The following is a 25,297-nucleotide window of genomic DNA, read 5'->3' on the forward strand; positions in this document are numbered from 1 at the left end:
AAGGCTTGCTGCGGCAAGCCTTTTTCTTTTGTGACTGCTTTTAACCGAGAACGCCCATGACCGAGCCACTGCGCATTGTTTTTGCCGGCACACCCGAATTTGCCGCCGAACACCTCAAGGCCCTGCTCGCCAGCCCTTATGACATCGTCGCGGTGTACACCCAGCCGGATCGCCCGGCCGGTCGCGGGCAAAAACTGATGCCGAGCCCGGTCAAGCAACTGGCGCTGGAGCACCACATTCCCGTGCTGCAACCGCCGACCCTGCGCAACGCCGAGGCCCAGGCCGAGTTGGCCGCGCTGAAACCGGACCTGCTGGTGGTGGTGGCCTACGGCTTGATCCTGCCCCAAGTGGTCCTGGACATCCCGCGCCTGGGTTGCATCAACAGCCATGCCTCGCTGCTGCCACGCTGGCGCGGTGCGGCACCGATCCAACGCGCCGTGGAAGCGGGCGACAGCGAAAGCGGCGTGACCGTGATGCGTATGGAAGCGGGCCTGGATACCGGCCCGATGCTGTTGAAAGTCAGCACCCCGATCACCGCCGAAGACACCGGCGGCAGCCTGCACGATCGCTTGGCCGAGATGGGCCCGCCGGCCGTGATCCAGGCGATTGCCGGGCTCGCTGCCGGCACCCTCGAAGGCGAGGTGCAGGACGACAGCCTGGCGACCTACGCGCACAAACTGAACAAGGACGAAGCGCGCCTCGACTGGAGCCGCCCGGCCGTGGAACTGGAGCGCCTGGTGCGCGCGTTCAACCCGTGGCCGATCTGCCACAGCACCCTCAACGGCGAAGCCTTGAAGGTGTTGGCTGCCACCCTGGCCGACGGCAAGGGCGCCCCCGGTGAAATCATCGGTGCCAGCAAGGACGGCCTGCTGGTCGCCTGCGGTGAACAGACGCTGTGTCTGACGCGTCTGCAATTGCCCGGTGGCAAGGCGCTGAGTTTCAGCGATTTGTTCAACAGCCGTCGTGAGAAATTTGCCGTAGGCACGCTTCTCGGGGTGGCCGCCCAATGAACCCGCGTCTGGCCGCCGCCAAGGCCCTGGCCGCCGTGCTCAACGGCAAGGCTTCGCTGAACAGTTCGCTGCCGACCCAGTTGGATAAGGTCGAAGACCGTGATCGCGGTTTCACCCAGGACCTGGCCTTCGGCACCGCGCGCTGGCAGCCACGGCTGTCGGCGCTGGCAGCCAAGCTGCTGCAAAAGCCGTTCAAGGCGGCCGATGCCGATGTAGAAGCGCTGCTGCTGGTAGGCCTCTATCAATTGCTCTACACCCGCGTGCCGGCCCACGCCGCCATCGGTGAAACCGTCGGCTGCGCCGAAAAGCTGAAAAAACCCTGGGCCAAAGCCCTGCTCAACGCCGTGCTGCGCCGCGCCCAGCGCGAAAGCGAAGCGCTGCTGGCCGAGCTGGAACATGACCCGGTGGTGCGTACCGCTCACCCGCGCTGGCTGCAAAAATCCCTGAAAGCCTTCTGGCCCGAGCAATGGGAAGCCATCTGCGCGGCCAACAATGCACACCCGCCGATGATCCTGCGGGTCAACCGTCGCCATCACCGCCGCGATGCTTATCTGCAATTGCTGACCGATGCGGGCATCGCGGCCACGCCGTGCATGTACAGCACCGATGGCATCGTGCTCGAAGCCGCCACCGACGTGCGCAGCCTGCCGGGCTTCGCCGAGGGCTGGATCAGCGTGCAGGATGAAGCCGCGCAACTGGCGGCCGACCTGCTCGACCTGGCCCCAGGCCAGCGGGTGCTGGACGCCTGCTGCGCCCCCGGCGGTAAGACGTGTCACATCCTGGAGGTCGAAAAAGACCTGGCCGGCGTCGTCGCCGTCGACCTGGAAGCCAAGCGCCTGGTGCGCGTGCGGGAAAACCTCGCACGCCTGGGCCTGAGCGCCGAGCTGATCGCCGCCGATGGCCGCGACACCGCCACCTGGTGGGACGGCAAGCCGTTCCAGCGCATCCTGCTCGACGCGCCGTGCTCCGCCACCGGCGTGATCCGTCGCCACCCGGACATCAAGCTGACCCGCCAACCCGACGACATCGCCGCCCTGGCCGTGCTGCAAGGCGAACTGCTCGACGCGTTGTGGCCGACCCTGGAAGTCGGCGGCATCCTGCTCTACGCCACCTGTTCTACCTTGCCCACCGAGAACACCGAGGTCATCGAAGCCTTCCTCGCCCGTACCAGCGGCGCGCGCGAGCTGGACCTCGCCACCGCAGCCGGCATCAAGCAACCCCACGGGCGCCAATTGCTGGCACAGGAAGGCGGACACGATGGCTTCTACTACGCCAAACTGATCAAGATCGCCGCCGCACGCGGCTGAACGGTTCAAAGGGAGTGACCGGATGAAAATCATCATCCTCGGGGCAGGGCAGGTCGGTGGCACGCTGGCCGAGCATTTGGCCAGCGAATCCAACGACATCACCGTGGTCGACACCGATGCCGAGCGCCTGCGCAACCTGGGCGACCGCCTGGACATTCGTACCGTGCAGGGTCGTGCGTCGTTTCCTACGGTGCTGCGTCAGGCGGGTGCCGACGATGCCGATATGCTGGTGGCCGTGACCAACAGCGACGAGACCAATATGGTCGCGTGCCAGGTCGCCCACACGCTGTTCCACACCCCGACCAAGATCGCCCGGGTGCGTGAAGCCGCGTACCTGACCCGCGCCGGCCTGTTCGACAACGACGCGATCCCGGTGGACGTGCTGATCAGCCCGGAGCAGGTGGTCACCCACTACATCAAGCGCCTGATCGAGATTCCCGGCGCGTTGCAGGTGATCGACTTCGCCGACGGCAAAGCGCAACTGGTCGCCGTGAAGGCCTATTACGGCGGGCCGTTGGTCGGCCAGCAACTGCGCCAACTGCGCGAACACATGCCGAATGTGGAAACCCGCGTCGCGGCGATTTTCCGGCGTGACCGGCCGATCCTGCCCCAGGGCGACACGGTGATCGAGGCCGACGACGAAGTCTTCTTCATCGCCGCCAAAGCGAATATTCGTGCCGTGATGAGCGAAATGCGCCGTCTCGATGAGACGTATAAACGCATCGTCATCGCCGGTGGCGGGCAGATCGGCGAACGCTTGGCTGAGGCCATCGAAAGCCGCTACCAAGTGAAGATCATCGAGATGAGCCCGGCGCGCTGCCGGCATTTGTCCGACACCCTCGACAGCACTGTAGTCCTGCAAGGCAGCGCCTCGGACCGCGACCTGTTGATGGAAGAAAACATCGCCGACGCCGATATCTTCCTGGCCCTGACCAACGATGACGAAGCCAACATCATGTCATCGCTGCTGGCCAAGCGGCTGGGGGCGAAGAAGGTGATGACCATCATCAATAACCCGGCGTATGTCGACCTGATCCAGGGCGGCGATATCGACATCGCCATCAGCCCGCAGTTGGCGACTATCGGCACCTTGCTCACCCACGTGCGCCGTGGCGATATCGTCAGCGTCCACTCCCTGCGCCGCGGCGCGGCGGAAGCCATCGAGGCGATCGCCCATGGCGACTCGAAGTCGAGCAAGGTGATCGGCAAGGCCATCCGCGACATCGGCTTGCCGCCGGGTACCACCATCGGTGCGATCATTCGCGATGAAGAAGTGATCATTGCCCACGACGACACGGTAATTGCCACCGGTGACCATGTGATCCTGTTCCTGGTGGATAAAAAACATATCCGCGATGTGGAGAAGCTGTTCCACGTGGGGTTGAGCTTTTTCTGATCAAACGGAGTACACCGACATGCTCGAATCCCTGGAGAAAATGCTGGCCAAGGGTGTGGATAACGCCCTGCTGCGCTTTGGGCTGGGCAAGGGTTATCTGGACCTGAAGGACAACGCCAAGGCCGCCGAGCATCTGCACAAGTGTGTCGAGTTTGATCCGAAGTATTCGGCGGCGTGGAAGCTGTTGGGGAAGGCGCACGCCGGATTGGGCGATCGTCCTGCTGCGCGACAGGCCTGGGAGAAGGGGATTGCGGCGGCTCAGGCCCATGGCGACAAGCAGGCCGAAAAAGAAATGACGGTGTTCCTGAAAAAACTCGACCGCCAGGCTTGAGCGGAACTCAAATGTGGGAGGGGGCTTGCCCCCGATAGCGGTGGTTCAGTCCAATATGCATCGACTGATACACCGCTATCGGGGGCAAGCCCCCTCCCACATTGGTTTTGGGTTGCCTTTGAGTCAGTACCACCGCGCCTCACCCGGCGGGCGTTTCTTGAAGCGCTTCATGCTCCACATGTACTGGCTCGGGTAGGCGCCGACATAACGCTCCACCACCTTGCTCATCGCCGCGCAGGAGGTGGCGGTGTCGGTGCTGTACATGTCTTCCGGCGCTGCTTCCAGGATCACTTTGTAGCCTGAACCGTCCGGCAGGCGCAGGGCATGCAGGAATACGCCGACCGCCTTGTGGCCCGCGAGCATGTTCGGCACGAACTTGCTGGTCAGCGCCTGGGTGGCGAAGAACGGCACGAAGATCCCCGCCGATTCAGCCGGCTCCGGGTCGGCCGGAATGCCCACCTGGCCGCCCTTGCGCACTTCCTTGATGACACTGAGGATGCCTTCCTTGGTGGACGCCGCCACGCGGTTACCCAGTTGCACGCGTTGCTTGCGCAGCAGGTCATCCACCGCCTTGAGCTTCGGCGGGCGGTAGAAAATGATCGGTTTGCACTGGCTGCAATAGAAGTGGTTCAACACCTCCCAGTTGCCCAGGTGGCTGGTGATACCGACCACGCCTTTGCCCGAGGCCAGGGCTTCGTGGAGGACTTCCAGGCCTTCGACTTCGCGCACCAGGTCGATGGAGCGCTGGGCCGGCCAGATCCAGGCGCAGGCGCTTTCGGTCAGGGACTTGCCGATGTCCATCAGGCTGCGGCCCACCAGGCGCTCGCGCTCGGCCGGGTCCATGTCAGGGAAGCACTTTGAGAGGTTGATCCGCACCGTGTCGCGGGAGCGGTTGGGGGTTTTCCACATGATCCAGCCAATCGCCGAACCTACGGCTTGCACGGCGCGCCAGGGCAGCAGGGCAAACAACCGGAGAGCGCCTACCAGCAAGGCGCCTTTAAACTTTTCCACAGGTCACTCCTGATCGTGTGTGGTGCGCAAAGCGCGCATTCTAACCGGCGTTGGCCAAGTCCGCGTAACGGTCGCAGTCCTGAGTGTGGTCCATGACCATGCCCGAGGCCTGCATGAACGCGTAGCAAATGGTCGGCCCGACGAAGGTGAAACCGGCTTTTTTCAGCGCGCGGCTCATGGCCTCGGCTTCGGCGGTAATCGCCGGGACTTCGCTGCGGTCCTTGAAGTGATTGACCTTGGGCACGCCGCCGACAAACGACCACAGCAGCCCCACCGGGTCCTCCAGCGCCAACCAGGCCGCGGCGTTGCGGCGGGTGGCGTTGAGCTTCAGACGATTGCGCACGATGCCTGGGTCGAGCATCAACGCTTCGATCTCGGCATCGCTCAGCCGCGCCAGGCGCTGTGCATCAAAACCGAACAAGACCTTTCGATAATGCTCGCGTTTGCGTAAAACGGTGATCCAGGACAGGCCCGCCTGGAACCCTTCGAGCAAAAGTAACTCGAACAAACCCTGCGCGTCGCGCAGCGGCGTTCCCCACTCCTGATCGTGATAAGCCATGTACAGCGGATCTTCAGAACACCAAAAGCAGCGTGGCATAAGGCTCCAGGGGATGGTGGCGCGGCCGAATCGGGTATACTCCCGCTCTTTAAATCGCAGCCCAAGTAACAGGTGAATTTCGTGAGCCAGCCTACGCCAGCCGTGCGTACCTTCCAAGACTTGATCCTCGCCCTCCAGCAGTACTGGGCCGAGCAAGGTTGTGTGGTACTTCAGCCCTACGATATGGAAGTAGGCGCCGGCACTTTCCACACCGCTACATTCCTGCGGGCCATCGGCCCGGAAACCTGGAACGCCGCTTATGTGCAGCCCAGTCGGCGCCCGACTGACGGCCGCTACGGCGAAAACCCGAACCGTCTGCAGCATTACTACCAGTTCCAGGTGGTATTGAAGCCGAACCCGGACAACTTCCAGGAGCTGTACCTCGGCTCGCTGAAACATGTCGGCCTCGACCCGTTGGTCCACGACATCCGTTTCGTCGAAGACAACTGGGAATCGCCGACCCTGGGCGCCTGGGGCCTGGGCTGGGAAGTCTGGCTGAACGGCATGGAAGTCACGCAGTTCACCTACTTCCAGCAAGCGGGCGGCATCGAGTGCTACCCGGTGACCGGCGAGATCACCTACGGTCTCGAGCGCCTGGCCATGTACCTGCAAGGCGTGGATTCGGTCTACGACCTGGTGTGGGCAGACGGCCCGTTCGGCAAAGTGACCTACGGCGATGTGTTCCACCAGAACGAAGTGGAGCAGTCGACTTATAACTTCGAACACGCCAACGTCGAGAAGCTGTTCGAACTGTTCGACTTCTATGAAAGCGAAGCCAAGCGCCTGATCGAACTGGACCAGCCGCTGCCGTTGCCGAGCTATGAAATGGTGTTGAAGGCGTCCCATACCTTCAACCTGCTGGACGCCCGCCGCGCCATCTCGGTGACCGCGCGCCAGCAATATATTCTGCGTGTTCGCACCCTGGCGCGTTCCGTCGCCCAAGCCTACCTGCTGGCTCGCGCCAAGCTGGGCTTCCCGATGGCAACCCCGGACCTGCGTGATGAAGTGTTGGCTAAGCTGGAGGCTGCACAATGAGTGCTCAAGATTTTCTGGTTGAACTGGGCACCGAAGAGCTGCCACCCAAGGCACTGAACACCCTGGCCGATGCGTTCCTGGCCGGTATCGAAAAAGGCCTGCAAAGCGCCGGCCTGAAGTTCGAGGCGAAAAAAGTCTACGCCGCGCCGCGTCGCCTGGCGGTGTTGCTGACCGCGCTGGAAACCCAGCAGCCGGATCGCAGCATCAACCTCGACGGCCCGCCACGCCAGGCCGCCTTCGACGCCGAAGGCAACCCGACCCAAGCAGCGCTGGGCTTTGCCAAGAAGTGTGGCGTCGAGCTGAGCGAGATCGACCAGAGCGGCCCGAAACTGCGTTTCAGCCAGGTCATCAAAGGCAAGCCGACCGCCAGCCTGTTGCCGACCATCGTCGAAGACTCCCTGAACGACCTGCCGATCCCCAAGCGCATGCGCTGGGGTGCGCGCAAGGAAGAGTTCGTGCGTCCGACCCAGTGGCTGGTGATGCTGCTCGGTGACCAGGTCATCGATTGCACCATCCTTGCCCAGAAAGCCGGCCGCGATTCCCGTGGTCACCGCTTCCACCACCCGCAAAGCGTGCGTATCACCGCGCCGGCCAACTACCTCAACGACCTGCGCGCCGCCTATGTGCTGGCCGACGCCAACGAGCGTCGCGAGCTGATCAGCAAGCGCACCGAAGAGCTGGCCCGCCTGCAGGAAGGCACCGCCATCGTGCCGCCAAGCCTGTTGGACGAAGTGACCGCCCTGGTTGAATGGCCGGTGCCGCTGGTGTGCTCGTTCGAAGAACGCTTCCTCGATGTGCCGCAAGAAGCGCTGATCACCACGATGCAGGACAACCAGAAGTACTTCTGCCTGCTGGACGTGGACGGTAAGTTGCTGCCGCGCTTCATCACCGTGGCCAACATCGAAAGCAAGGACCCGCAGCAGATCATCGCCGGTAACGAAAAAGTCGTGCGCCCGCGCCTGACCGACGCCGAGTTCTTCTTCAAGCAAGACAAGAAGCAGAAGCTCGAAGACTTCAACCTGCGCCTGCAAAACGTGGTGTTCCAGGAAAAACTCGGCAGCGTCTACGACAAGGCTGTGCGCGTTTCCAAACTGGCCGCCTACATTGCCCCGCGCATTGGCGGTGACGCTGCCTGGGCTGCGCGCGCAGGCCTGCTGTCCAAGTGCGACCTGGCCACCGAGATGGTCGGCGAGTTCCCGGAAATGCAAGGCGTTGCCGGTTACTACTACGCCCTCAACGACGGCGAGCCGGACGATGTCGCCCTGGCCCTGAACGAGCAGTACATGCCGCGCGGTGCTGGCGCCGAATTGCCGACCACCCTGACCGGTGCGGCCGTGGCCATTGCCGACAAGCTGGATACCCTCGTCGGGATCTTCGGCATCGGCATGCTGCCTACCGGCAGTAAAGACCCGTATGCCCTGCGCCGGGCGGCCCTGGGCGTGCTGCGGATCCTGATCGACAAGAAGCTCGACCTCGACCTGACCCAGGCCGTGGTGTTCGCGGTCGGCCAGTTCGGCGGCAAGGTCAAGCAAACCGGCCTGGCCGAGCAAGTGCTGGAGTTCGTGTTCGACCGCCTGCGTGCGCGTTACGAAGACGAAGGCGTGGACGTTTCGGTGTACCTGTCGGTACGTGCGCTGCAACCGGGTTCGGCGCTGGACTTCGACCAACGCGTGCAAGCCGTGCAGGCCTTCCGCAAACTGCCGGAAGCCGACGCCCTGGCCGCCGTGAACAAGCGCGTGTCGAACCTGTTGAGCAAGGCCGACAACCTCGGCAATGCCGATGTCGACCCAGGCCTGTTCGCCGATGCCAAGGAGTTCTCGCTGAACTCGGCCATCGCCAAGGCGGAAAATGCGGTGAAACCGTTGATCGCCGAACGCAACTACGCCGAAGCACTGGCGCGCCTGGCTACCTTGCGCGAGCCGGTGGATGCGTTCTTCGAAGCGGTGATGATCAATGCCGAAGATGCCGGCGTGCGGAAAAACCGCTACGCCATGCTGGCGCGTCTGCGCGGTCTGTTCATCAACATCGCTGACATTTCCGTATTGGGCTGATCATGTTGAAACTGCTGATTCTCGATCGGGACGGGGTGATCAATTACGACTCCGACGCTTACATCAAGTCGGTGGAGGAATGGATCCCACTGCCCGGCGCGATCGAGGCCATCGCGCAGTTGAGCAAGGCCGGCTGGACGGTGGCCGTCGCCACCAACCAGTCCGGCATCGCCCGCGGCTACTACGACATCGCTACCCTGGACGCCATGCACGCGCGCTTGCGCACGTTGGTGGCGGAGCAGGGCGGTGAGGTGGGGCTGGTGGTGTACTGCCCCCACGGGCCGGATGAGGGCTGCGATTGCCGCAAACCCAAGCCTGGCATGTTGAAAACTATTTCAGAACATTACAACGTGCCCCTGGCTGGGCTATGGTTCGTCGGGGATAGCCTCGGTGACCTGGAGGCGGCCAAAGCCGTCGACTCTCAGCCAGTTTTGGTAAAGACCGGGAAAGGCGAAAAGACCCAGGCGAAAAACCTGCCGGTAGGCACCTTGATTTTTGACGATCTGGCGGCGGTTGCCGCAGAACTTATCAACAACTAGCCGCCCTCGACTGCCTGACCAAGGACTGTTCGGGAGTGCGCCTTCAACAGGCGGGCTGTGTCCCGCAACGGTAAATGCCGCCATGTCGATTTTGCAGGCCATCAGAACCTTCTTCTTTTACCTGCTGTTGGGCACCAGTTCGTTTCTCTGGTGCACCCTGAGCTTTTTTATCGCGCCTTTTCTGCCGTTCAAGGCGCGCTATCGCTTCATCAACGTCTATTGGTGCCGCTGCGCGCTGTGGCTGAGCAAGGTGTTCCTGAACATCCGCTTCGAGGTCAAGGGCGCGGAAAACGTCCCGGATCAGCCCTGCGTGATTCTTTCGAACCACCAGAGCACGTGGGAGACGTTCTTCCTCTCGGCGTACTTCTCGCCCCTGAGCCAAGTGCTCAAGCGCGAGCTGCTGTATGTGCCGTTCTTCGGCTGGGCGATGGCGATGCTGCGCCCGATCGCCATCGACCGCGACAACCCCAAGGCGGCGCTCAAGCATGTGGCCAAAAAGGGCGACGAGCTGCTCAAGGACGGCGTCTGGGTGCTGATCTTTCCGGAAGGTACGCGTGTGCCCTACGGCACCGTAGGCAAGTTCTCACGTGGCGGCACGGCATTGGCCGTCAACGCCCACCTGCCTGTGTTGCCGATTGCACATAATGCCGGCAAGTACTGGCCAAAAACCGGTTGGGCAAAACGTGCAGGCACCATCACCGTGGTGATCGGGGAACCGATGTACGCCGAAGGTGAAGGGCCGCGTGCAATTGCCGCACTGAATGACCGCGCCGCCGCCTGGAATGAAGCCCAGCAACGCGCCATGGGTTCGCTGCCGCCGGAGCCGGTGGCGGTGGACACGCCGGTGGCCTGATCATCTGTGGATAACCTGTGTACGGTTTGTTGGCAAAATGGCATTTTCTCTTCATAACAAGATGATTTTATTAGATATTTCCTGAACTCATAAAAATACTAAAAACGTGCATAAGTTTTTTTTGGATAAAAAAACCGGTCCTTGAGACCGGTTTTTTATACACAGCGCAAAAGCACGTGTTGTCAGTCTTCCAACTGGGGCAGCTGCAGGGTGAATGTGGTGCCTTTGCCCACCACGCTTTCGCAGCAGATACGGCCACCGTGCCGCTCCACAACGGCCTTGACCATGGTCAGGCCCAACCCAAGGCCTTCGCTGCCTTGGGCAGAATCGAAGCGGCGGTACTGGCTGAACAGTTCCGGCAAATCCTTTGCCGCAATGCCCGGGCCCTGGTCGCTGATGCGACACTCCAGCCAACCTTGCGCGCTGCCGTGGCTCAACCTCACGGTGGTGCCGGCCGGCGAGTATTTGATCGCGTTCTCCAGCACGTTGAACAACGCGCGGGTGAGCAGGGATTGATCGGCCGACACCATGCCTTCATCCGCTTCATCCAGGTCGTGGATCAACTGGATGCCCTTGAGCTGCGCAATCACCGCCACCTGATCGAACGCATCCATCACCAGCATGGCAAACAGGCTTGGCTGGAAGTGGTAGCCGTCAGCCTCGGCTTTCGCCAGTTGTACGAATGATTCGGTGAGGCTCAAGGCGCGTCGAACCTGCTGCTCGATCTGGGCAAACACCGGCGACTCCGCGTTATGCACATCCAGTAACGCGAGGATCGCCGAGTGCGGCGCGCGCAGGTCGTGGGACAGGAAGCGCAGCATGGTTTCGCGGTGTTGCTGGGCTTCGCGCTCCTTGCTCAAGTCGGTCAGGCTGAGCAGCCAGCCGAGGGCGACATCGCCTTCGGCGGGCAGCAAGGGTGCGATTTCCATGCGCAGGCTGCGTTGGTGGATGTCCCGGAACTCGACGATTTCCAGGGCGGACAAGGCAGGGCGCACGCCGTTATGCAGGGGTGGATAACCCAGGTCGGCGAGCTGTTCGAGCAGGTTTTGGTTGACCAGGTCATTGCCGAATACGTCGCGGGCAATGCGGTTGGCCAACAGGATGTTGCCACGCGGGTCGGTGATCAGGGTCGCCACCGGCAGGCATTCGAGGCCATCGGCCATGAAGCGTCGGGTGTCACGGGTGCGGCTGACGGCCTGCTCCAGGGCAAAGATGCGCCCTTGCAACACATCGCCTTTGTTCGCGGGCGCTCGGCGGCGTTCGGGCAGCACCTTGGGTTCGTTGTCCAGGCGCGCCAGTTCCCAGCCAAAGTAGGCAAGGATCACGCTCAGGCGGCGCCAGTTCCAGATCAGGTAGCTGAGCAACATACCGATCAGGCAGGCCGCGGGCGACCACCAATGGCCAAGGCGTAACAGCGCCCACGCGCCGAGCAACGCGCCGGCCATGCAACCCAAGGTCATCCACAGCGCGTAACGTGGGCGGTACAGCAAAAGGCCGAGCAACAACGCCACCCAGGCCGTGGCGATCAGTGCCGCGAGCCAGCCGGGGAGGTCGACAATGCTGCGCTCCTGCAGCAACCCGTTGAGCACATTGGCCTGGATTTCCACACCGGCGGTGGTATCCGGAGTGGAGGAGAGCGGCGTCACAAAACGGTCCCCCAGCCCATAGGCGCTGGCGCCCACCAGGATCAGGCGGTCGCGCAGCAATTCGGCCGGCACTTCGCCGTGCAATACGCTGGCGTAGGACACACTGGGAAACCCATGCGGCTCAGACGTGGACGGGACGCGAACTCTATATTCCCGATGCCAGCGCTGACTGTTGGGTTGTTCGCTGCGTCCCGGCATTTGCGCGGTTTGCCCGCTCAACGTATACGCCAGCCATGCCAACTGCGGCAGGGTGTTCCCAGGCGGGCCTTCACGCAGATACAGGCTGCGGACGGCACCGTCGCTGTCTGCTTCGACGTTGATATGGCCCAGCCCCTTGGCGCAATTGAGCAGCGGCAACAGCTGTTCGCCCGGCTGGCTCGCGCCGCCATCGCGTTCCAGGGGAAGCAAAACATTCCCAGCGTTGCACACGGCATTGGCCAGGCGCTGGTCATCGGTGGCGTTGCGCGGCTCACTGAAGATCACATCGAACAAGATACCCGCGGGTTGGGCAGCGCTCAGACGGTTGATGACGTCGGCATGCAGGCTGCGCGGCCATGGCCATTGGCCGAGCTTTTTCAGGCTCTGGTCATCGATGGTCACCAGCAAAATGCGCGGATCGACCGGCAGAGGGGTCAGGCGGCGCAGGCCGTCATACAGCGGATTATTGAAGGCCAGGCCCGCACTTGAGGACAAATATGCAGTAAAGGGCAGCAACACCAGGCCAATCCACAGCCACTCCCGAAACAGGCCATGGAACAACAACTGCGCCTGGGTGGGCTGGCGTTTTTCGGCCTTGCGCCACAGCATCACAGGGCGACCGCCAGGAACCCGCACCGCTGCTGAAAATGGACAGTTGAAGATGTCATAGACCCGGTTTCTCCCTCCAGGTGGTGCGCGGTGTGGTGCTGAACCCAGTGAAGCTCATTTTGATCGCCCCGGTTTTTTTCCTGAAAGCGTTCGTTGAAACATACCGTACATCGGGGCGCAGTATCAGCTACCCGCACGGCTATGCAATGCCAGCGGCACTGATCCTTTTCCTTACGCACGGGAGTCGGTATCTTTCCCCCTGAGCCGCATGGTTTTTCAAAGCGTTAACGGCCCTTTGATATCAGCGTACCGAGAGATCCAAAGGGTCGTTGAATCTGAGCACAATTCTTCAGATTCAATGACTGGCATCTGCGCAGCAAGGACGCCCGCTCTTCGACCGGCCGACAGCTGAAATATTTCCAAGTAGAAAGGACCCACCCATGCGTGTCGCAATACTGGATGACGAACCCGCTGAATTGCAGCGGGTGGAACAGACACTGCGACAGATCCCCAGCAACCTGGAACAGCCCTGGTCTGTGCATTGCTTCGAACGCGGTGAGGACCTGCTGCGCCAACTGCGCCGGGAAACCTTCGACCTGCTGATCCTCGACTGGCAGCTGCCCGACATCAGCGGCATCGCCTTGCTGCGCTGGACCCGTGAACACATGGAATCGCCCCCGGCGGTGATCATGCTCACCAGCCGCGATGCCGAGAGCGATATCGTCACCGCCCTGAACAGCGGCGCCGACGATTACGTCAGTAAACCCTTTCGCCCGAATGAACTCAAAGCCCGGGTCAACGCCGTCCTGCGCCGCCACGGTCTGCAAAAGTCGGCGACGTCTGAAGTGCAAAGTTTCAACGACCTGACCTTTGACGACGCCGAACTGACCGTCACCCGTGCGGGCAAACCGATCAACCTGACCGAACGCGAATACCGCCTGGCCAGCTGCCTGTTCGCCAACCTGGCGCGGCCGTTGTCTCGCGAGTATCTGTATGAGCGGTTCTGGAGCCATGAAGAAATGGTCTCGTCTCGGCCGCTGGACACACATATCTATCGGCTGCGGAACAAGCTGGGGTTAACCGCGGATCGGGGTTGGCAGTTGTTGACGATCTATGGATACGGCTACCGGTTGGAGAGTGTGGCGGCCGCTTCAGCGGGTTAAAAATGCCGATGTTCCACGTGGAGCATTTGGCTTTTATTGATGCAGAGGGACGTGGCGGCTATCCAAATACGGCCGCATCAATGCCTCGAACCACTCGTGGAACACATCCAGTCGCTGCGAACGCTGCCGGCGGTGCGGGTAGAGCAGGGATACCGGCATCGAAGCGGCACAGTAACTCGACATGACCTCCACCAGTTGTCGTGAGTCCAGCAGGTGTTGGACGTCGAAGCGCGGGATCTGGATCAACCCCAACCCTGCAAGGCAGCAAGCGATATAGCTTTCGGCATTGTTCACGATCACCCGGCTCGGCACGTCGAACCGCTGCACGCTGCCGTCGCCGGACAGGTATTCCCAAGGCAGTTCCTTGCCCGACTTCGGCGAGGCATAACCGATGGTCCAATGTCCATCGAGTAGCTGCGCAGGCTGCTGAGGCTCTCCATGCTCAAGCAGATAGGCCGGGCTCGCACAATTGATCAAGGCAATCTGACCCAGCGGCCGCACCACAAGACTGCTGTCATGCAGCGCGCCAACGCGCACCGCGCAGTCCACACCTTCCTGCACCAGATCGATGGCCCGGTCGGTCGAACCCAAAATCAATTGAAGCAGGGGATGACAACGCAACAGGCCGGGCAGCGCTGGCGCAATGACCCGGCGGGCAATGCGGCTGGGCACATCGATGATCAGCCGGCCGGAAACTTGCCGCTGGCTGGCCTGGAATAACTGGTCGATGTCTTCGACGTTGCACAACACCGGGCGCACACGGCTGAGCAATTGCTCCCCATCGGGTGTCAGCCGTACCTGCCGCGTCGTGCGATGCAGCAGGCGCACGCCCAGTTGAGCCTCTAACTGCTGGATGGCCGCAGACACCGACGCTCGTGGCATCTCCAGCGCGTTGGCAGCTTTGATGAAGCTGCCCATCTCGGCCACTTTGGCGAATACGCGGTACTGGTCGAATCTGTCCATGTATCTGCCCTGCCGATGGTCCCGACGTCAGCCTGCCCAGGGGCGCCTGCTTTGCGTCGATTGTACGGCGCCCCAGCAGCGGATGGCGACGAAGATCACACTGCGGATAATGGATTTACTTGGTGGTGTACCCGCCATTGATGAGAATGGTCTGGCCGGTGATCCACCAGCCGTCACTGACCAGATGGCGAATGAAAGGCACCACATCCTCGATGTCGGTCAGGCCTGTTTTGCTGAACGGCGAGAGCGCGGCGGCGGTCTTGTGATAGGCCACCGCGTCGGCGCCTTCGGCCGGGTAGAAGAACGGCGTATCCATCGGCCCCGGACCGACCGCTGTCACCGAAATACCGCGCGCGCCCAATTCCTTGGAGGCCGCTCGGGTGTAGTGTTCGACCGGCGCCTTGGTGCCGGCATAGGCGGCATAGAACGGCGTGAAGGCGCCCAGTAGCGACGTCACTATCGTGCAGATCTTGCCATGGTCGTTGAGGTGCTTGCCCGCCTCCTTGAGGAAGAAGAAAGCGGTCTTGGAATTGACCGCGCTCATCTCGTCGTATTCGGCTTCACTCACCTCGGCCATCGGCTTCTTGAGCACCTTGCCAACGGTGTTGATGGCGATGTCGGGTTTGCCGACCGCAGCGACGGTATCGGCGAACAACCTCTCGATGGCGCCGGCCGTCGTCAGATCCCCCTGCAGCGCGACGGCCTGTGCGCCGCTGGCCTGAACGGCGGCAACCGTGGCATCGGCATCAACCTTGGACGCGGCGCTGTTGTAATGGATCGCGACAGCCTTGGCACCCTGTGCGGCCAAATCACGGGCGATGAGACCGCCAAGGTTCTTCGCGCCACCCGCGATGAGAACGACTTTGCCTTTAATGGAATGGTCTGCCATGGGGAATCTCCTTCACGAATCGATGGAGAATCGAGATTAGGCCGCTTCAACGCGGCGATAAACCGTGGATGACTGGATGAATAATCCAGAAAAACACCCCAATCAGGCAGATTGGAGCGGGGAAGGTCACGTAATAAAAACCTGGATCGAATGCAAAAAAAGCCCGCGATTTGGCGGGCTCTTTTCGTGATGTTCAGCTAATCGGTGAGGATTAGCCGAACCATCTATGTGTGCAACTCCACGGAGGGCCTGGAATGCTTGGGAAGACGCAGACGGGAGCCTCTTACTCCTCAGATGCCACCAGTCGCACACCTTTACGGGTGACCTGTTGCCCGACTTCAAAACGCCCATTGGGTGAGCGCACCGTACTAATCTCGCCTTGCGCGTTTTTCACTTCATAAGCGGTTTCAGACTTGCCAATGCCTCCTTGCACCGCACTGCCGGCGAAAAATCCGCCAGCTGCGCCGACTAATGCTCCAATCGGGCCACCTACCGCGCCAACCATCATTCCGGTCAAAACGCCGACCCCCTTGCCGGCGGTTGTGTCGGGGACTACACGGATTATCTGGTCTGCCTGGCATAGCGGAGACAGCAGTGTACACAGGGTGAAACTGAGCGCGATGGTACGAGTCATGAGATTGTCCCTTTGGGGTTTGCGTTAAGTTCATTACCTAATACACAAACCGGGCCAACAATTTTATTGTTTAATATCAACTAGTTAAATAACAACACTGTCATTATGACCTAACTCGAAAAAGGTCATAATGACAAAGGAATAGTCAATATGACTTCCTATCGCCAGTTGAGGCAATTTGTTGAAGGGAGGGGTTGAACAGCGCTCAACGTTCTACAGAGCCGCTATGCGTCATGAGCGAAGATCGAGTTGTTGCACTTGAGATAGCGTTGAAACGGTGATGGCGATCGACAGAAATAATGGAATTGATATTGATCAACTATGCAGACAATCAATTGGCGCGATAATCGCAACGGCGCAATGACCTGGGCTCTAACGTTCAAACCCCACATTGAGGGCCCAGGTTATCTGGAATCAAAAAGGCAGCGGCAGGGGGAGGGCGACGGCATTCAGATGGCCCAGGAAGAGAAAGCCCGAAACCAATACCGCGTTGATCGACCAGGCCACCGTGAGGAAACGAGCGATCTGACCGTAGAGGGGGTCACTGACATTATCCGCATTGCGCCATACCGCATTGAGCATGCACGCGGTGTAGGCCACAAAACCCAGCAGCATTAGACCAAACAGGGAGGGTGCAACTTTGTTGAAGGCGACCAGAATCAGGCCAAACAGTACATTGCTGAGCACCACCCCGTAGAGCCAGAACACCACCCACAGCGCAGTGCTGCCCTGCGAGTTTACCCACTGCTGAAGCTTACTCATCACAACCCCCTGGCTAGCTAATAGCCGATTTTCCCTATAAGCCCGTACAGACTTCACCCAAGTGATGCCGACGTAGGGACGTCGTGCATGGTTTCAGTCTAGCGGGTATTTCCTACATGTCCCGACCGAGTACAAGTAGGCCGACAAACCTTGCTTCCTTGTTTCCGGATTCTCAGCGGGACGGGTTTATGGAGTAAACGATGGACAAGAAATCGCTACCGGATTGGGATCCCAGGTCTGAAGCCGTATTAAAGGATCAGACGACAGCCTATGACGACATGCGCCACCGTTGCCCGGTCGCACACAGTCAATATGGCTATACGTCGTTATTCAGGCATGCGGATGTGCTGCGCGTACTTAACGATCATGAAACCTTCAGTAATGCCGTCTCGCGTTTCCCCGCGGTCCCCAACGGAATGGATCCGCCCGAACATACGGCGTACCGGAACCTCATCGAGCGTTATTTCAGCCCGGAGCCTATGGATGCCTTTGCGCCGACGTGCCGTGATATAGCGGTTCGTCTGGTGCAGGCGTTACCGGATGAAGGCCGTGCAGAACTGATCGGCGAATTTGCCCAGATCTTTGCGTTGCAGATCCAGTGTGCCTGGCTGGGTTGGCCGGCGGATTTTCATGAACCGCTGCGCCTGTGGACGCTGAAGAATCACTCGGCCACGCTGTCCCGAGACGAGGCGGCCCTGAGTGCCGTGGCCCTTGAGTTTGACGGTTACATCAAGGATCTGCTGGACGTGCGCCGTACCGCTGGCGCTGCTGCATCGCATGACATCACGACCCTCTTGCTACGCGACCAGTCCTTGGGAAGGCCCCTGACGGACGACGAGATCGTCAGCATTCTACGTAACTGGACAGTCGGCGAACTCGGAACCATTTCCGCCTCGGTCGGCATTCTTGCGCACTATCTGGCGACCAACTTCGGGTGGCAGCAGCGATTGCGCGAACAACCCGCGCTGTTACCTGTCGCCATTGATGAAATACTGCGTATTCATGCACCACTGATCATGAACCGTCGGGTGACTACGAAAGAGGTCACGCTGGGCGGGCGCACGCTGGCGAAGGGTTCGCGTATTGCCCTCAACTGGGCGTCCGCCAATCGGGACGAAGCGGTCTTTGGAGATCCCGATGAATTGCGCCTCGATCGCGATCCCGAGCTGAACCTGCTCTATGGCGCCGGCATTCATGTCTGCCCCGGTGCGCCGCTTGCCAGACTGGAACTACGGATCGTGATGGAGGAACTGCTTGGACGCACCAGCCGGATTACGCTGGCGCCGGATAAAGAACCAGTGAACGCGTTTTTCCCTGCCGGCGGGTTTTCTTCTCTACACCTGCAGATTCAGAAACCGCCGTCTCAACCGCTGGGCGCCGGCCTTCCCCCCGAGATCCGATAGCGTTTTATGCTGGACAGCTTGGCGGCGAGGGCGACATGTGGGTCAGCATGACTGACCTGCATTGAGCCCTGATCGGCCGCGAGTGTTATTTCAAACCGAGCCGCTTCGCCAGTCGGTGCAGGTTGGCCACATCCATATCGAGCATTCGCGCACAGGCAGACCAGTTATCTGCGCAATTTTTCAGCGTGCTTTCAATCAGCTGACGCTGGAAGCTATCCGTCGCGTCCCGTAGGCATTGGCCAACGCTGCTGGAAGGAACATCCACAGCAACAGGCAGTATCGCCAGCTGTTCTGGGACTTGATTGAAATGCTGTGCTTCCAGCAGCAGCTCTTCACTTTGCTGGGTCGCACGAGCAAGGATTGTCGCTCGATAAACAGCATGTTCCAGTTCGCGAACGTTTCCTGGCCACGAATACTGCTTGAGCAACGACAGGCAACCGGCAGCCAACGCCACCCGTTGCAATCCCATGCGTACCCGGCTCTGCTCGCAGAAAAAACCCGCTAGCAATGTGATGTCCTGCCCACGCTCACGCAGTGGCGGCACATGCACAGGGAACACGCTTAACCGGTGGAACAGGTCGACCCGGAAGCGATTGTTCAGCACCTCCTGCTTCAGGTCACGATTGGTCGCGGCAAGCACCCTTACGTTGACCCGCAAGACGGTATCGTCACCGACCCGTTGCAGGTCGCCGTATTGCAATACCCGCAGCAGTTTTGCTTGCAGGCTCAGCGACAGTTCACCGATTTCGTCGAGGAACAGTGTGCCGTTATCGGCCATTTCGAACTTCCCGGTGCGATGATGGATCGCCCCGGTGAAGGCACCTTTGACATGGCCGAACAACTCACTCTCAGCCACTGACTCCGGCAGCGCAGCGCAGTTTAGATAGACCACAGGGTGACTGGCGCGTGATGAACCTTCATGTATCGCCTTGGCGACCAGTTCCTTGCCGACCCCGGTTTCTCCAGTGATCAAAACGTTCAGGTCGGAACCTGCCACCATTTCGATCTCTCTTTTCAACTGTTGCATGACCTCGCTGAGCCCGACCATTTCGGTGCCGGGTTTGCCCGCCGGGACATGACTGATGGAGAGAGGTGTAATGGTCTGACTCTCGAGTTGCTCGACCAGCAACGCATTGGTCAAGGCAGCAGAAGCGAGGGCGCCCACCAGTCGCAGCTCTTCGTCGCTGAAGTGATCAAACTGTGCCGGGTCCATGCCATCGATCGTCAGCGCGCCAATCAGTGTCTGGTCCGCGAACAACGGTAACCCGATGCAGGCATGTACTTTGAGGTCCTGCCGGCTCGGGATCAGGCCGTCATAGGGATCAGGCAAATGACTCTCTGCCGGAAAGCGCACCACGTCACCGGCGCGGGCGATGGCTTCCAGACGCGGATGGGCATCAAGGCTGAAGCGGCGCCCCAGAACATCCGGTGCCAGGCCATCGATCGCCAGCGGACGGAACAGTCGCTGTTCATAACGTAACAAGGCAGAGGCGTCGCAACCCAGCAATTGGCGCAGGGTATTGATCAGACGTTGAAAACGGTCCTGATGGGAAATGCCGCTTTGCAGCTCAATAGCGATGCGTGCCAGGGATTCAACGGAGAGACTCATGGTTTGTCACTTTGACAATGAATTAGTCATAAAGACAATAGTCGGGCAATGTCATATTGACAATCATTGTTTTATTTTTCATTTAAAATCAATGATTTATTATGTGGCACGAAGGTTGCCATCTTCGGTGTAGAACATCATTTCTATACCGAGGTAGGTCATGTCAATTCACGTCAAAAACAACATTCATTGGGTCGGTCAGCGCGATTGGGAAGTGCGAGACTTTCATGGCACAGAATACAAATGCCACAAAGGTAGCAGCTATAACAGCTACCTGATCCGTGAAGAAAAGACCGTACTGATTGATACGGTTGATCACAGGTTCAGTCGGGAGTTCATACAGAACCTGGCGATGGAAATCGACCTGAACACGCTGGACTGTATCGTCATCAACCATGCGGAAGAGGACCATGCAGGAGCGCTGACAGAGTTGATGTCGCTGATCCCGAATACGCCGATCTATTGCACCGCCAATGGCGTGGACTCGATCAACGGTCATCACCATCATCCCGAATGGAATTTCCACGTCGTCCATACCGGCGACACCCTGGATGTCGGCAATGGCAAACAGCTGGTTTTCGTGGAAACCCCGATGCTGCATTGGCCGGACAGCATGATGACGTACATGACCGGCGATGCCGTTCTGTTCAGTAACGACGCCTTTGGCCAGCATTACTGCGACGAACACCTGTTTAATGATGAAGTGGATCAAAACGAACTGTTCGAACAGTGCCAACGCTACTACGCCAATATCCTTACCCCATTCAGTCGCCTGGTCATTGCCAAGATTACCGAGATCCTCGGTTTCAACCTGCCGGTCGATATGATTGCCACCGCTCATGGCGTGGTGTGGCGTGATAATCCGACGCAGATCGTGCACCGCTATCTGGAATGGGCGGAGGACTATCAGGAGGATCGCATCACCCTGTTCTACGACACCATGTCGAACAACACCCGCATGATGGCCGATGCGATCGCGCAGGGTATTCACGAAGTCGATCCAGGTGTGGCGGTGAAGATTTTCAACGTCGCGCGCCACGACAAGAATGAGATTCTGACCAACGTGTTCCGCTCAAAAGGCGTTTTGGTGGGCTCGTCCACCATGAACAACGTGATGATGCCTAAAGTCGCCGCACTGCTGGAGGAGATAACCGGGCTGCGTTTTCGTGACAAAAAGGCTTCGGCGTTTGGCAGTTACGGCTGGAATGGCGGGGCGGTAGACCGTATCCAGACGCGCTTGATGGACGCTGGTTTTGAAACCACATTGGCGCTCAAAGCCAAGTGGCGGCCGGACGGCGAGGCGCTTGAGGTTTGCCGGGCTCATGGCCGCGAAATCGCTCGGCAATGGGCGCTGCATCCATCGACGGCTGCACATGTCGCACCCGCTGCAGCCACCGCAACTGCCCAGGCAGACCCCATCGCGGACAACGGCCTGCGCATGCGCTGCAGTGTTTGCCAATGGATTTACGACCCCGCGATCGGCGAGCCGATGCAGGATGTGCAGGCCGGTACGGCCTGGTGTGATGTGCCTGATTACTTCCTGTGCCCTGAATGTTCAATGGGTAAATCGGTATTCGATGAGCTGCCTTCGGAGGCGACATGAACCGGGAAATCGTCATTGTGGGCTCCGGCTTCGCGGCTCGTCAGGTGGTCAAGAACTTGCGCCGGCTGGATGCAGCGGTGCCCATTCGATTGATCGCTGCAGACAGTTGCGATGAGTACAACAAGCCCGACCTGAGTCACGTCGTCAGTCTCAATCAGACTGCCGATGACATGACTCGCCAGCCTGCGGCAGAGTTTGCCGAGATGTATCGGTTGACCCTGAACTCGTGCTGCCAGCTCACTGCGATTGATCGCGAAAACCAGTGTGTTAGCGCCGGGAATGAGGCATTCAGCTACGACCAACTGATTCTCGCCACGGGGGCGCAAGCCATGGTTCCGCCGATTCCCGGGCGGGAGTGGATGGTGACTCTGAACAGCCAGCAGGAATACCGTCATGCACAACATGCACTGCGGGCTGCACAGCGCGTACTGATCCTCGGGGCCGGCTTGATTGGCAGTGAACTGGCCATGGACATCAATCGTGCCGGAAAGCAGGTGGTGCTGATGGACAAGTCCTGCAGCCTGCTCGCATCGTTGCTTCCTGTTGAGGTGAGCAGCCGCCTGCAGCACCGGTTATGCCAGATGGGTGTGGAGATGCTGTTTAACCAGGCGTTGGTATCCATTGAAAAGAGAAACGATGGCCTGTTGGCGACGTTGTCCAACGGCCGACACATCAGCGCCGATGTGATCGTTGCCTCAATTGGGTTGAAACCCGATACGACGTTAGCCACACAGGCTGGCTTACGAGTGGACCGTGGCATTGAAGTTGATGAACGCATGTGCACCTCTGACCCACGCATATTCGCCGTTGGCGATTGCGCGCAAATCCAGGGCAAGCTACTGCCGTTTCTGCAACCTATTCAGGTAAGCGCCATGACCCTGGCGCGTAATGTGCTGGGTGGGAATGAGGAAGTTAAGTTCCCGGCGATGCTGGTGAAGGTCAAGACACCGGAAATGCCGCTGCACCTGGCCGGAGAAACCAGCCGCAAGGACTTGCAATGGCAGATCAGCCTTGAGGCACAGGGGCTGATAGCCAAAGGTCTGGACATGGCAGGGCAGCTACGTGCGTTCGTCGTCAGTGAAGACCAAATGAAGCAGGCCTTTACACTATTACGGCAACTCTCGCTGTGAATCCAATTGGCAGAGCTCTCGCGCGTTCCTGGACATACGGGCAAAAAAAAGGCCAACCCGCAGGGGTTGGCCTTTTTTGTAGCGCGGCGAAAGCAGCATAGTGTGAACGTCAGCTGCTTTTGTGAGTTCCTACACCCGATCAGAAATCCAGGTTAGACACCGCCAAAGCATTGCTCTCGATGAAGTCACGGCGAGGCTCGACCGCATCACCCATCAGCGTGTTGAAGATCTGGTCTGCGCCAATGGCGTCTTCGATGGTCACGCGCAGCATACGGCGCTGAGCGGGGTCCATGGTGGTTTCCCACAGTTGATCCGGGTTCATCTCGCCCAGACCTTTGTAGCGCTGGATGGTGTGACGCTTGGTGCTTTCGGCCATCAGCCAGTCAAGGGCTTCCTTGAATTCCCTGACCTGCTTCTTGCGTTCGCCACGTTGGATATAAGCGCCGTCGTCCAGCAGGGTGCTCAGTTGTGCGCCCAGGGTGACCACGGTTTTGTAGTCGTTGCTGCCGAAGAAGTCGCGGTTGAAGGTGACGTAGTTGGACAGGCCGTGGGAGATCAATTCGACCTCGGGCAGCCACACGTTACGTTCACGGTCTTCGCGCAGGCTGGCTTTGTACACCAGGCCGGATTTCTCGACGGTGCGCAGACGCACTTCGTACTGGGCCAGCCAATCCTGCATCGCTGCGTGATCGCCCAACTGCTCCAGGCTCACGGCCGGCAGGTAGATGAAGTGCTCGGTCAGTTCCTGAGGGTACAGGCGCGACAGACGCTTGAGCGTCTTCATGACCATGCGGAAGTCGTTGACCAGACGCTCCAGCGCCTCACCGGAAATGCCCGGCGCTTCTTCGTTCAAGTGCAGGCTGGCGTCTTCCAGGGCCGACTGCGTCATGTACTCTTCCATGGCGTCGTCGTCTTTGATGTATTGCTCTTGCTTGCCCTTTTTGACTTTGTACAACGGCGGCTGGGCGATGTAGATGTAGCCGCGCTCGATCAGCTCCGGCAACTGACGGAAGAAGAAGGTCAGCAGCAGGGTACGGATGTGCGAACCGTCGACGTCAGCATCGGTCATGATGATGATGTTGTGATAGCGCAGCTTGTCGATGTTGTATTCGTCGCGGCCGATACCGCAGCCCAACGCCGTGATCAAGGTGCCGACTTCCTGGGAGGAAATCATCTTGTCGAAGCGTGCTTTCTCGACGTTGAGGATCTTACCCTTCAGCGGCAGGATGGCCTGGGTGCGACGGTTACGGCCCTGCTTGGCGGAACCGCCAGCAGAGTCACCTTCCACCAGGTACAGCTCGGAGAGGGCAGGGTCCTTCTCCTGGCAGTCAGCCAGTTTGCCCGGCAGGCCGGCGATGTCCAGCGCGCCTTTGCGGCGGGTCATCTCACGGGCTTTACGCGCGGCTTCACGGGCACGCGCTGCGTCGATCATCTTGCCGACAACCAGCTTGGCTTCGTTCGGGTTTTCCAGCAGGAAGTCGGAGAAGTACTTGCCCATCTCCTGTTCCACGGCGGTCTTCACTTCGGAAGACACCAGCTTGTCTTTGGTCTGGGAGCTGAACTTAGGGTCCGGTACTTTCACCGAAATAATCGCAGTCAGACCTTCACGGGCATCGTCACCGGTGGTGGCAACTTTGTGCTTCTTGGCCAGGCCTTCGGCTTCGATGTAGGTGTTCAGGTTACGCGTCAGCGCGGAACGGAAACCCACCAGGTGAGTACCGCCGTCGCGCTGCGGAATGTTGTTGGTGAAGCACAACAGGTTCTCGTTGAAGCTGTCGTTCCACTGCAGGGCGATTTCCACGCCGATGCCGTCTTCACGCTGGACGTTGAAGTGGAACACCTGGTTGACCGGAGTCTTGTTGGTGTTCAGGTATTCAACGAACGCACGCAGGCCGCCTTCGTACTTGAACAGCTCTTCCTTGCCGCTGCGCTCATCCTTGAGGACGATGCCGACACCGGAGTTGAGGAAGGACAGTTCACGAATCCGCTTGGCCAGAATGTCCCAGCTGAAGTGGATGTTCTTGAAGGTTTCGTCAGAAGGACGGAAGTGAATCTGGGTACCGGTAGTTTCGCTTTCGCCAACAACCTTCATCGGTTCCTGCGGAACACCGTGAACGTAGGTCTGCTCCCAAATCTTGCCGCTGCGACGCACGGTCAGCACCAGCAATTCGGAGAGGGCGTTTACTACGGAAACACCTACGCCGTGCAAACCACCGGATACTTTGTACGAGTTGTCGTCGAACTTACCGCCAGCGTGGAGCACGGTCATGATGACCTCTGCCGCCGAAACGCCTTCTTCTTTATGCACGTCTACCGGAATGCCACGACCGTTGTCGCGCACGGTGATGGACTCATCCGGGTGAATGATAATGCTGATGTCGTCGCAGTGACCGGCGAGAGCTTCGTCGATGGAGTTGTCGACCACCTCGAACACCATGTGGTGCAGACCGCTACCATCATCGGTGTCGCCAATGTACATACCGGGACGTTTGCGTACGGCATCCAAACCTTTCAGCACTTTAATGCTGGTCGAGTCGTACGTGTTTTCTTCGCTCAT

Annotated in this window: 21 protein-coding genes; 12 read left to right on the forward strand and 9 right to left on the reverse strand. The window is 59.7% G+C overall.

The genetic code is table 11. The features are described from left to right. Nucleotides 1-56 precede the first annotated feature (56 nt). The 4 genes from fmt to C8K66_RS20280 are packed head-to-tail and all read left to right on the forward strand — an operon-like array spanning nt 57 to nt 4,044. On the forward strand, nt 57-1,010 hold the full coding sequence (fmt, locus tag C8K66_RS20265) for a methionyl-tRNA formyltransferase (RefSeq protein WP_108525764.1): 954 nt from the start codon (nt 57-59) through the stop codon (nt 1,008-1,010). Beyond that, nucleotides 1,007-2,317 carry a 16S rRNA (cytosine(967)-C(5))-methyltransferase RsmB gene (rsmB, locus tag C8K66_RS20270; RefSeq protein ID WP_046381562.1) on the forward strand — a complete coding sequence of 437 codons (1,311 nt, stop codon included), beginning with the start codon at nt 1,007-1,009 and terminating at the stop codon, nt 2,315-2,317. The genes fmt and rsmB overlap by 4 nt, the downstream gene beginning before the upstream one ends. Nucleotides 2,318-2,339: 22 nt before the next feature. Beyond that, nucleotides 2,340-3,713: a Trk system potassium transporter TrkA gene (gene trkA / locus C8K66_RS20275; RefSeq protein ID WP_046381563.1), complete on the forward strand. Its 1,374-nt coding sequence runs from the start codon at nt 2,340-2,342 to the stop codon at nt 3,711-3,713. Between the two features lie 19 nt (nt 3,714-3,732). Then, a complete protein-coding gene (locus C8K66_RS20280) occupies nt 3,733-4,044 on the forward strand; it encodes a hypothetical protein (protein ID WP_108525766.1) in 312 nt (103 codons plus the stop codon). A 123-nt stretch (nt 4,045-4,167) separates the two neighbouring features. On the opposite strand, the gene C8K66_RS20285 is transcribed toward C8K66_RS20280, so the two are convergent. Together C8K66_RS20285 and C8K66_RS20290 are read right to left on the reverse strand one after the other, a co-directional pair. Then, nucleotides 4,168-5,055, reverse strand: coding sequence for a lysophospholipid acyltransferase (locus C8K66_RS20285; protein WP_017848962.1), 888 nt, complete (start codon nt 5,053-5,055; stop codon nt 4,168-4,170). Between the two features lie 40 nt (nt 5,056-5,095). Beyond that, the gene (locus tag C8K66_RS20290) at nt 5,096-5,653 is read right to left on the reverse strand and encodes a DNA-3-methyladenine glycosylase I (protein ID WP_017848961.1); all 558 of its coding nucleotides are present in this window, start codon (nt 5,651-5,653) and stop codon (nt 5,096-5,098) included. 81 nt (nt 5,654-5,734) lie between these two features. Between C8K66_RS20290 and glyQ the strand changes: the two genes are divergently transcribed. The 4 genes from glyQ (at nt 5,735) to C8K66_RS20310 (ending at nt 10,131) form a co-directional block, all read left to right on the forward strand. Beyond that, nucleotides 5,735-6,688: a glycine--tRNA ligase subunit alpha gene (glyQ, locus tag C8K66_RS20295; RefSeq protein WP_003213601.1), complete on the forward strand. Its 954-nt coding sequence runs from the start codon at nt 5,735-5,737 to the stop codon at nt 6,686-6,688. After that, nucleotides 6,685-8,739 (forward strand): glycine--tRNA ligase subunit beta, encoded by a 2,055-nt coding sequence (gene glyS / locus C8K66_RS20300; protein ID WP_017848960.1) that lies wholly within the window; start codon nt 6,685-6,687, stop codon nt 8,737-8,739. Before glyQ ends, glyS begins: the two co-directional genes overlap by 4 nt. Beyond that, the gene (gene gmhB / locus C8K66_RS20305; protein WP_169850580.1) at nt 8,739-9,278 is read left to right on the forward strand and encodes a D-glycero-beta-D-manno-heptose 1,7-bisphosphate 7-phosphatase; all 540 of its coding nucleotides are present in this window, start codon (nt 8,739-8,741) and stop codon (nt 9,276-9,278) included. The genes glyS and gmhB overlap by 1 nt, the downstream gene beginning before the upstream one ends. A gap of 82 nt (nt 9,279-9,360) precedes the next feature. Continuing rightward, nucleotides 9,361-10,131, forward strand: coding sequence for a 1-acyl-sn-glycerol-3-phosphate acyltransferase (locus C8K66_RS20310; protein WP_046381565.1), 771 nt, complete (start codon nt 9,361-9,363; stop codon nt 10,129-10,131). 182 nt (nt 10,132-10,313) lie between these two features. Here the strand turns inward: C8K66_RS20310 and C8K66_RS20315 are convergent, their stop codons facing one another. Continuing rightward, complete coding sequence (locus C8K66_RS20315) at nt 10,314-12,587, reverse strand: CHASE2 domain-containing protein (RefSeq protein ID WP_108525768.1); 2,274 nt, start codon at nt 12,585-12,587, stop codon at nt 10,314-10,316. 437 nt (nt 12,588-13,024) lie between these two features. Between C8K66_RS20315 and C8K66_RS20320 the strand changes: the two genes are divergently transcribed. Then, on the forward strand, nt 13,025-13,747 hold the full coding sequence (locus tag C8K66_RS20320) for a response regulator transcription factor (protein ID WP_017848955.1): 723 nt from the start codon (nt 13,025-13,027) through the stop codon (nt 13,745-13,747). Between the two features lie 33 nt (nt 13,748-13,780). Here C8K66_RS20320 and C8K66_RS20325 read toward each other — a convergent pair whose 3' ends face one another. From C8K66_RS20325 to C8K66_RS20340, 4 genes are all read right to left on the reverse strand, one after another. Beyond that, the gene (locus tag C8K66_RS20325) at nt 13,781-14,710 is read right to left on the reverse strand and encodes a LysR family transcriptional regulator (RefSeq protein ID WP_017848954.1); all 930 of its coding nucleotides are present in this window, start codon (nt 14,708-14,710) and stop codon (nt 13,781-13,783) included. A 115-nt stretch (nt 14,711-14,825) separates the two neighbouring features. Continuing rightward, nucleotides 14,826-15,599 (reverse strand): SDR family oxidoreductase, encoded by a 774-nt coding sequence (locus C8K66_RS20330; RefSeq protein WP_108525771.1) that lies wholly within the window; start codon nt 15,597-15,599, stop codon nt 14,826-14,828. A 283-nt stretch (nt 15,600-15,882) separates the two neighbouring features. Further along, nucleotides 15,883-16,233 carry a hypothetical protein gene (locus tag C8K66_RS20335; protein ID WP_046381569.1) on the reverse strand — a complete coding sequence of 117 codons (351 nt, stop codon included), beginning with the start codon at nt 16,231-16,233 and terminating at the stop codon, nt 15,883-15,885. Nucleotides 16,234-16,647: 414 nt separating this feature from the next. Further along, complete coding sequence (locus C8K66_RS20340) at nt 16,648-16,995, reverse strand: hypothetical protein (protein ID WP_017848951.1); 348 nt, start codon at nt 16,993-16,995, stop codon at nt 16,648-16,650. Between the two features lie 200 nt (nt 16,996-17,195). Between C8K66_RS20340 and C8K66_RS20345 the strand changes: the two genes are divergently transcribed. Next, on the forward strand, nt 17,196-18,398 hold the full coding sequence (locus C8K66_RS20345) for a cytochrome P450 (RefSeq protein ID WP_017848950.1): 1,203 nt from the start codon (nt 17,196-17,198) through the stop codon (nt 18,396-18,398). An 85-nt stretch (nt 18,399-18,483) separates the two neighbouring features. Here the strand turns inward: C8K66_RS20345 and norR are convergent, their stop codons facing one another. Continuing rightward, on the reverse strand, nt 18,484-20,007 hold the full coding sequence (gene norR, locus C8K66_RS20350) for a nitric oxide reductase transcriptional regulator NorR (RefSeq protein ID WP_046381570.1): 1,524 nt from the start codon (nt 20,005-20,007) through the stop codon (nt 18,484-18,486). Nucleotides 20,008-20,167: 160 nt separating this feature from the next. On the opposite strand from norR, the gene norV reads away from it, so the two are divergent. Together norV and norW are read left to right on the forward strand one after the other, a co-directional pair. Continuing rightward, nucleotides 20,168-21,610: an anaerobic nitric oxide reductase flavorubredoxin gene (gene norV, locus C8K66_RS20355; RefSeq protein ID WP_108525773.1), complete on the forward strand. Its 1,443-nt coding sequence runs from the start codon at nt 20,168-20,170 to the stop codon at nt 21,608-21,610. Further along, on the forward strand, nt 21,607-22,740 hold the full coding sequence (gene norW, locus C8K66_RS20360) for an NADH:flavorubredoxin reductase NorW (RefSeq protein WP_108525775.1): 1,134 nt from the start codon (nt 21,607-21,609) through the stop codon (nt 22,738-22,740). The genes norV and norW overlap by 4 nt, the downstream gene beginning before the upstream one ends. A 139-nt stretch (nt 22,741-22,879) precedes the next feature. Here norW and gyrB read toward each other — a convergent pair whose 3' ends face one another. Further along, nucleotides 22,880-25,297 (reverse strand): DNA topoisomerase (ATP-hydrolyzing) subunit B, encoded by a 2,418-nt coding sequence (gene gyrB, locus C8K66_RS20365; protein WP_017848946.1) that lies wholly within the window; start codon nt 25,295-25,297, stop codon nt 22,880-22,882.

This window comes from Pseudomonas sp. GV105, from assembly GCF_003058185.1.
GTDB classification, from domain to species: Bacteria; Pseudomonadota; Gammaproteobacteria; order Pseudomonadales; family Pseudomonadaceae; genus Aquipseudomonas; species Aquipseudomonas veronii.

Bases quoted from the DNA above. Each gene is read 5' to 3' on its own strand.
- norW (WP_108525775.1), top strand. From the start codon at position 21,607: ATGAACCGGGAAATCGTCATTGTGGGCTCCGGCTTCGCGGCTCGTCAG.
- C8K66_RS20310 (WP_046381565.1), top strand. From the start codon at position 9,361: ATGTCGATTTTGCAGGCCATCAGAACCTTCTTCTTTTACCTGCTGTTG.
- norR (WP_046381570.1), bottom strand. From the start codon at position 20,007: ATGAGTCTCTCCGTTGAATCCCTGGCACGCATCGCTATTGAGCTGCAA.
- rsmB (WP_046381562.1), top strand. From the start codon at position 1,007: ATGAACCCGCGTCTGGCCGCCGCCAAGGCCCTGGCCGCCGTGCTCAAC.
- C8K66_RS20340 (WP_017848951.1), bottom strand. From the start codon at position 16,995: ATGAGTAAGCTTCAGCAGTGGGTAAACTCGCAGGGCAGCACTGCGCTG.
- C8K66_RS20290 (WP_017848961.1), bottom strand. From the start codon at position 5,653: ATGCCACGCTGCTTTTGGTGTTCTGAAGATCCGCTGTACATGGCTTAT.
- C8K66_RS20280 (WP_108525766.1), top strand. From the start codon at position 3,733: ATGCTCGAATCCCTGGAGAAAATGCTGGCCAAGGGTGTGGATAACGCC.
- C8K66_RS20335 (WP_046381569.1), bottom strand. From the start codon at position 16,233: ATGACTCGTACCATCGCGCTCAGTTTCACCCTGTGTACACTGCTGTCT.
- norV (WP_108525773.1), top strand. From the start codon at position 20,168: ATGTCAATTCACGTCAAAAACAACATTCATTGGGTCGGTCAGCGCGAT.
- C8K66_RS20330 (WP_108525771.1), bottom strand. From the start codon at position 15,599: ATGGCAGACCATTCCATTAAAGGCAAAGTCGTTCTCATCGCGGGTGGC.
- fmt (WP_108525764.1), top strand. From the start codon at position 57: ATGACCGAGCCACTGCGCATTGTTTTTGCCGGCACACCCGAATTTGCC.
- trkA (WP_046381563.1), top strand. From the start codon at position 2,340: ATGAAAATCATCATCCTCGGGGCAGGGCAGGTCGGTGGCACGCTGGCC.
- gyrB (WP_017848946.1), bottom strand. From the start codon at position 25,297: ATGAGCGAAGAAAACACGTACGACTCGACCAGCATTAAAGTGCTGAAA.
- glyS (WP_017848960.1), top strand. From the start codon at position 6,685: ATGAGTGCTCAAGATTTTCTGGTTGAACTGGGCACCGAAGAGCTGCCA.
- C8K66_RS20320 (WP_017848955.1), top strand. From the start codon at position 13,025: ATGCGTGTCGCAATACTGGATGACGAACCCGCTGAATTGCAGCGGGTG.
- C8K66_RS20325 (WP_017848954.1), bottom strand. From the start codon at position 14,710: ATGGACAGATTCGACCAGTACCGCGTATTCGCCAAAGTGGCCGAGATG.
- C8K66_RS20345 (WP_017848950.1), top strand. From the start codon at position 17,196: ATGGACAAGAAATCGCTACCGGATTGGGATCCCAGGTCTGAAGCCGTA.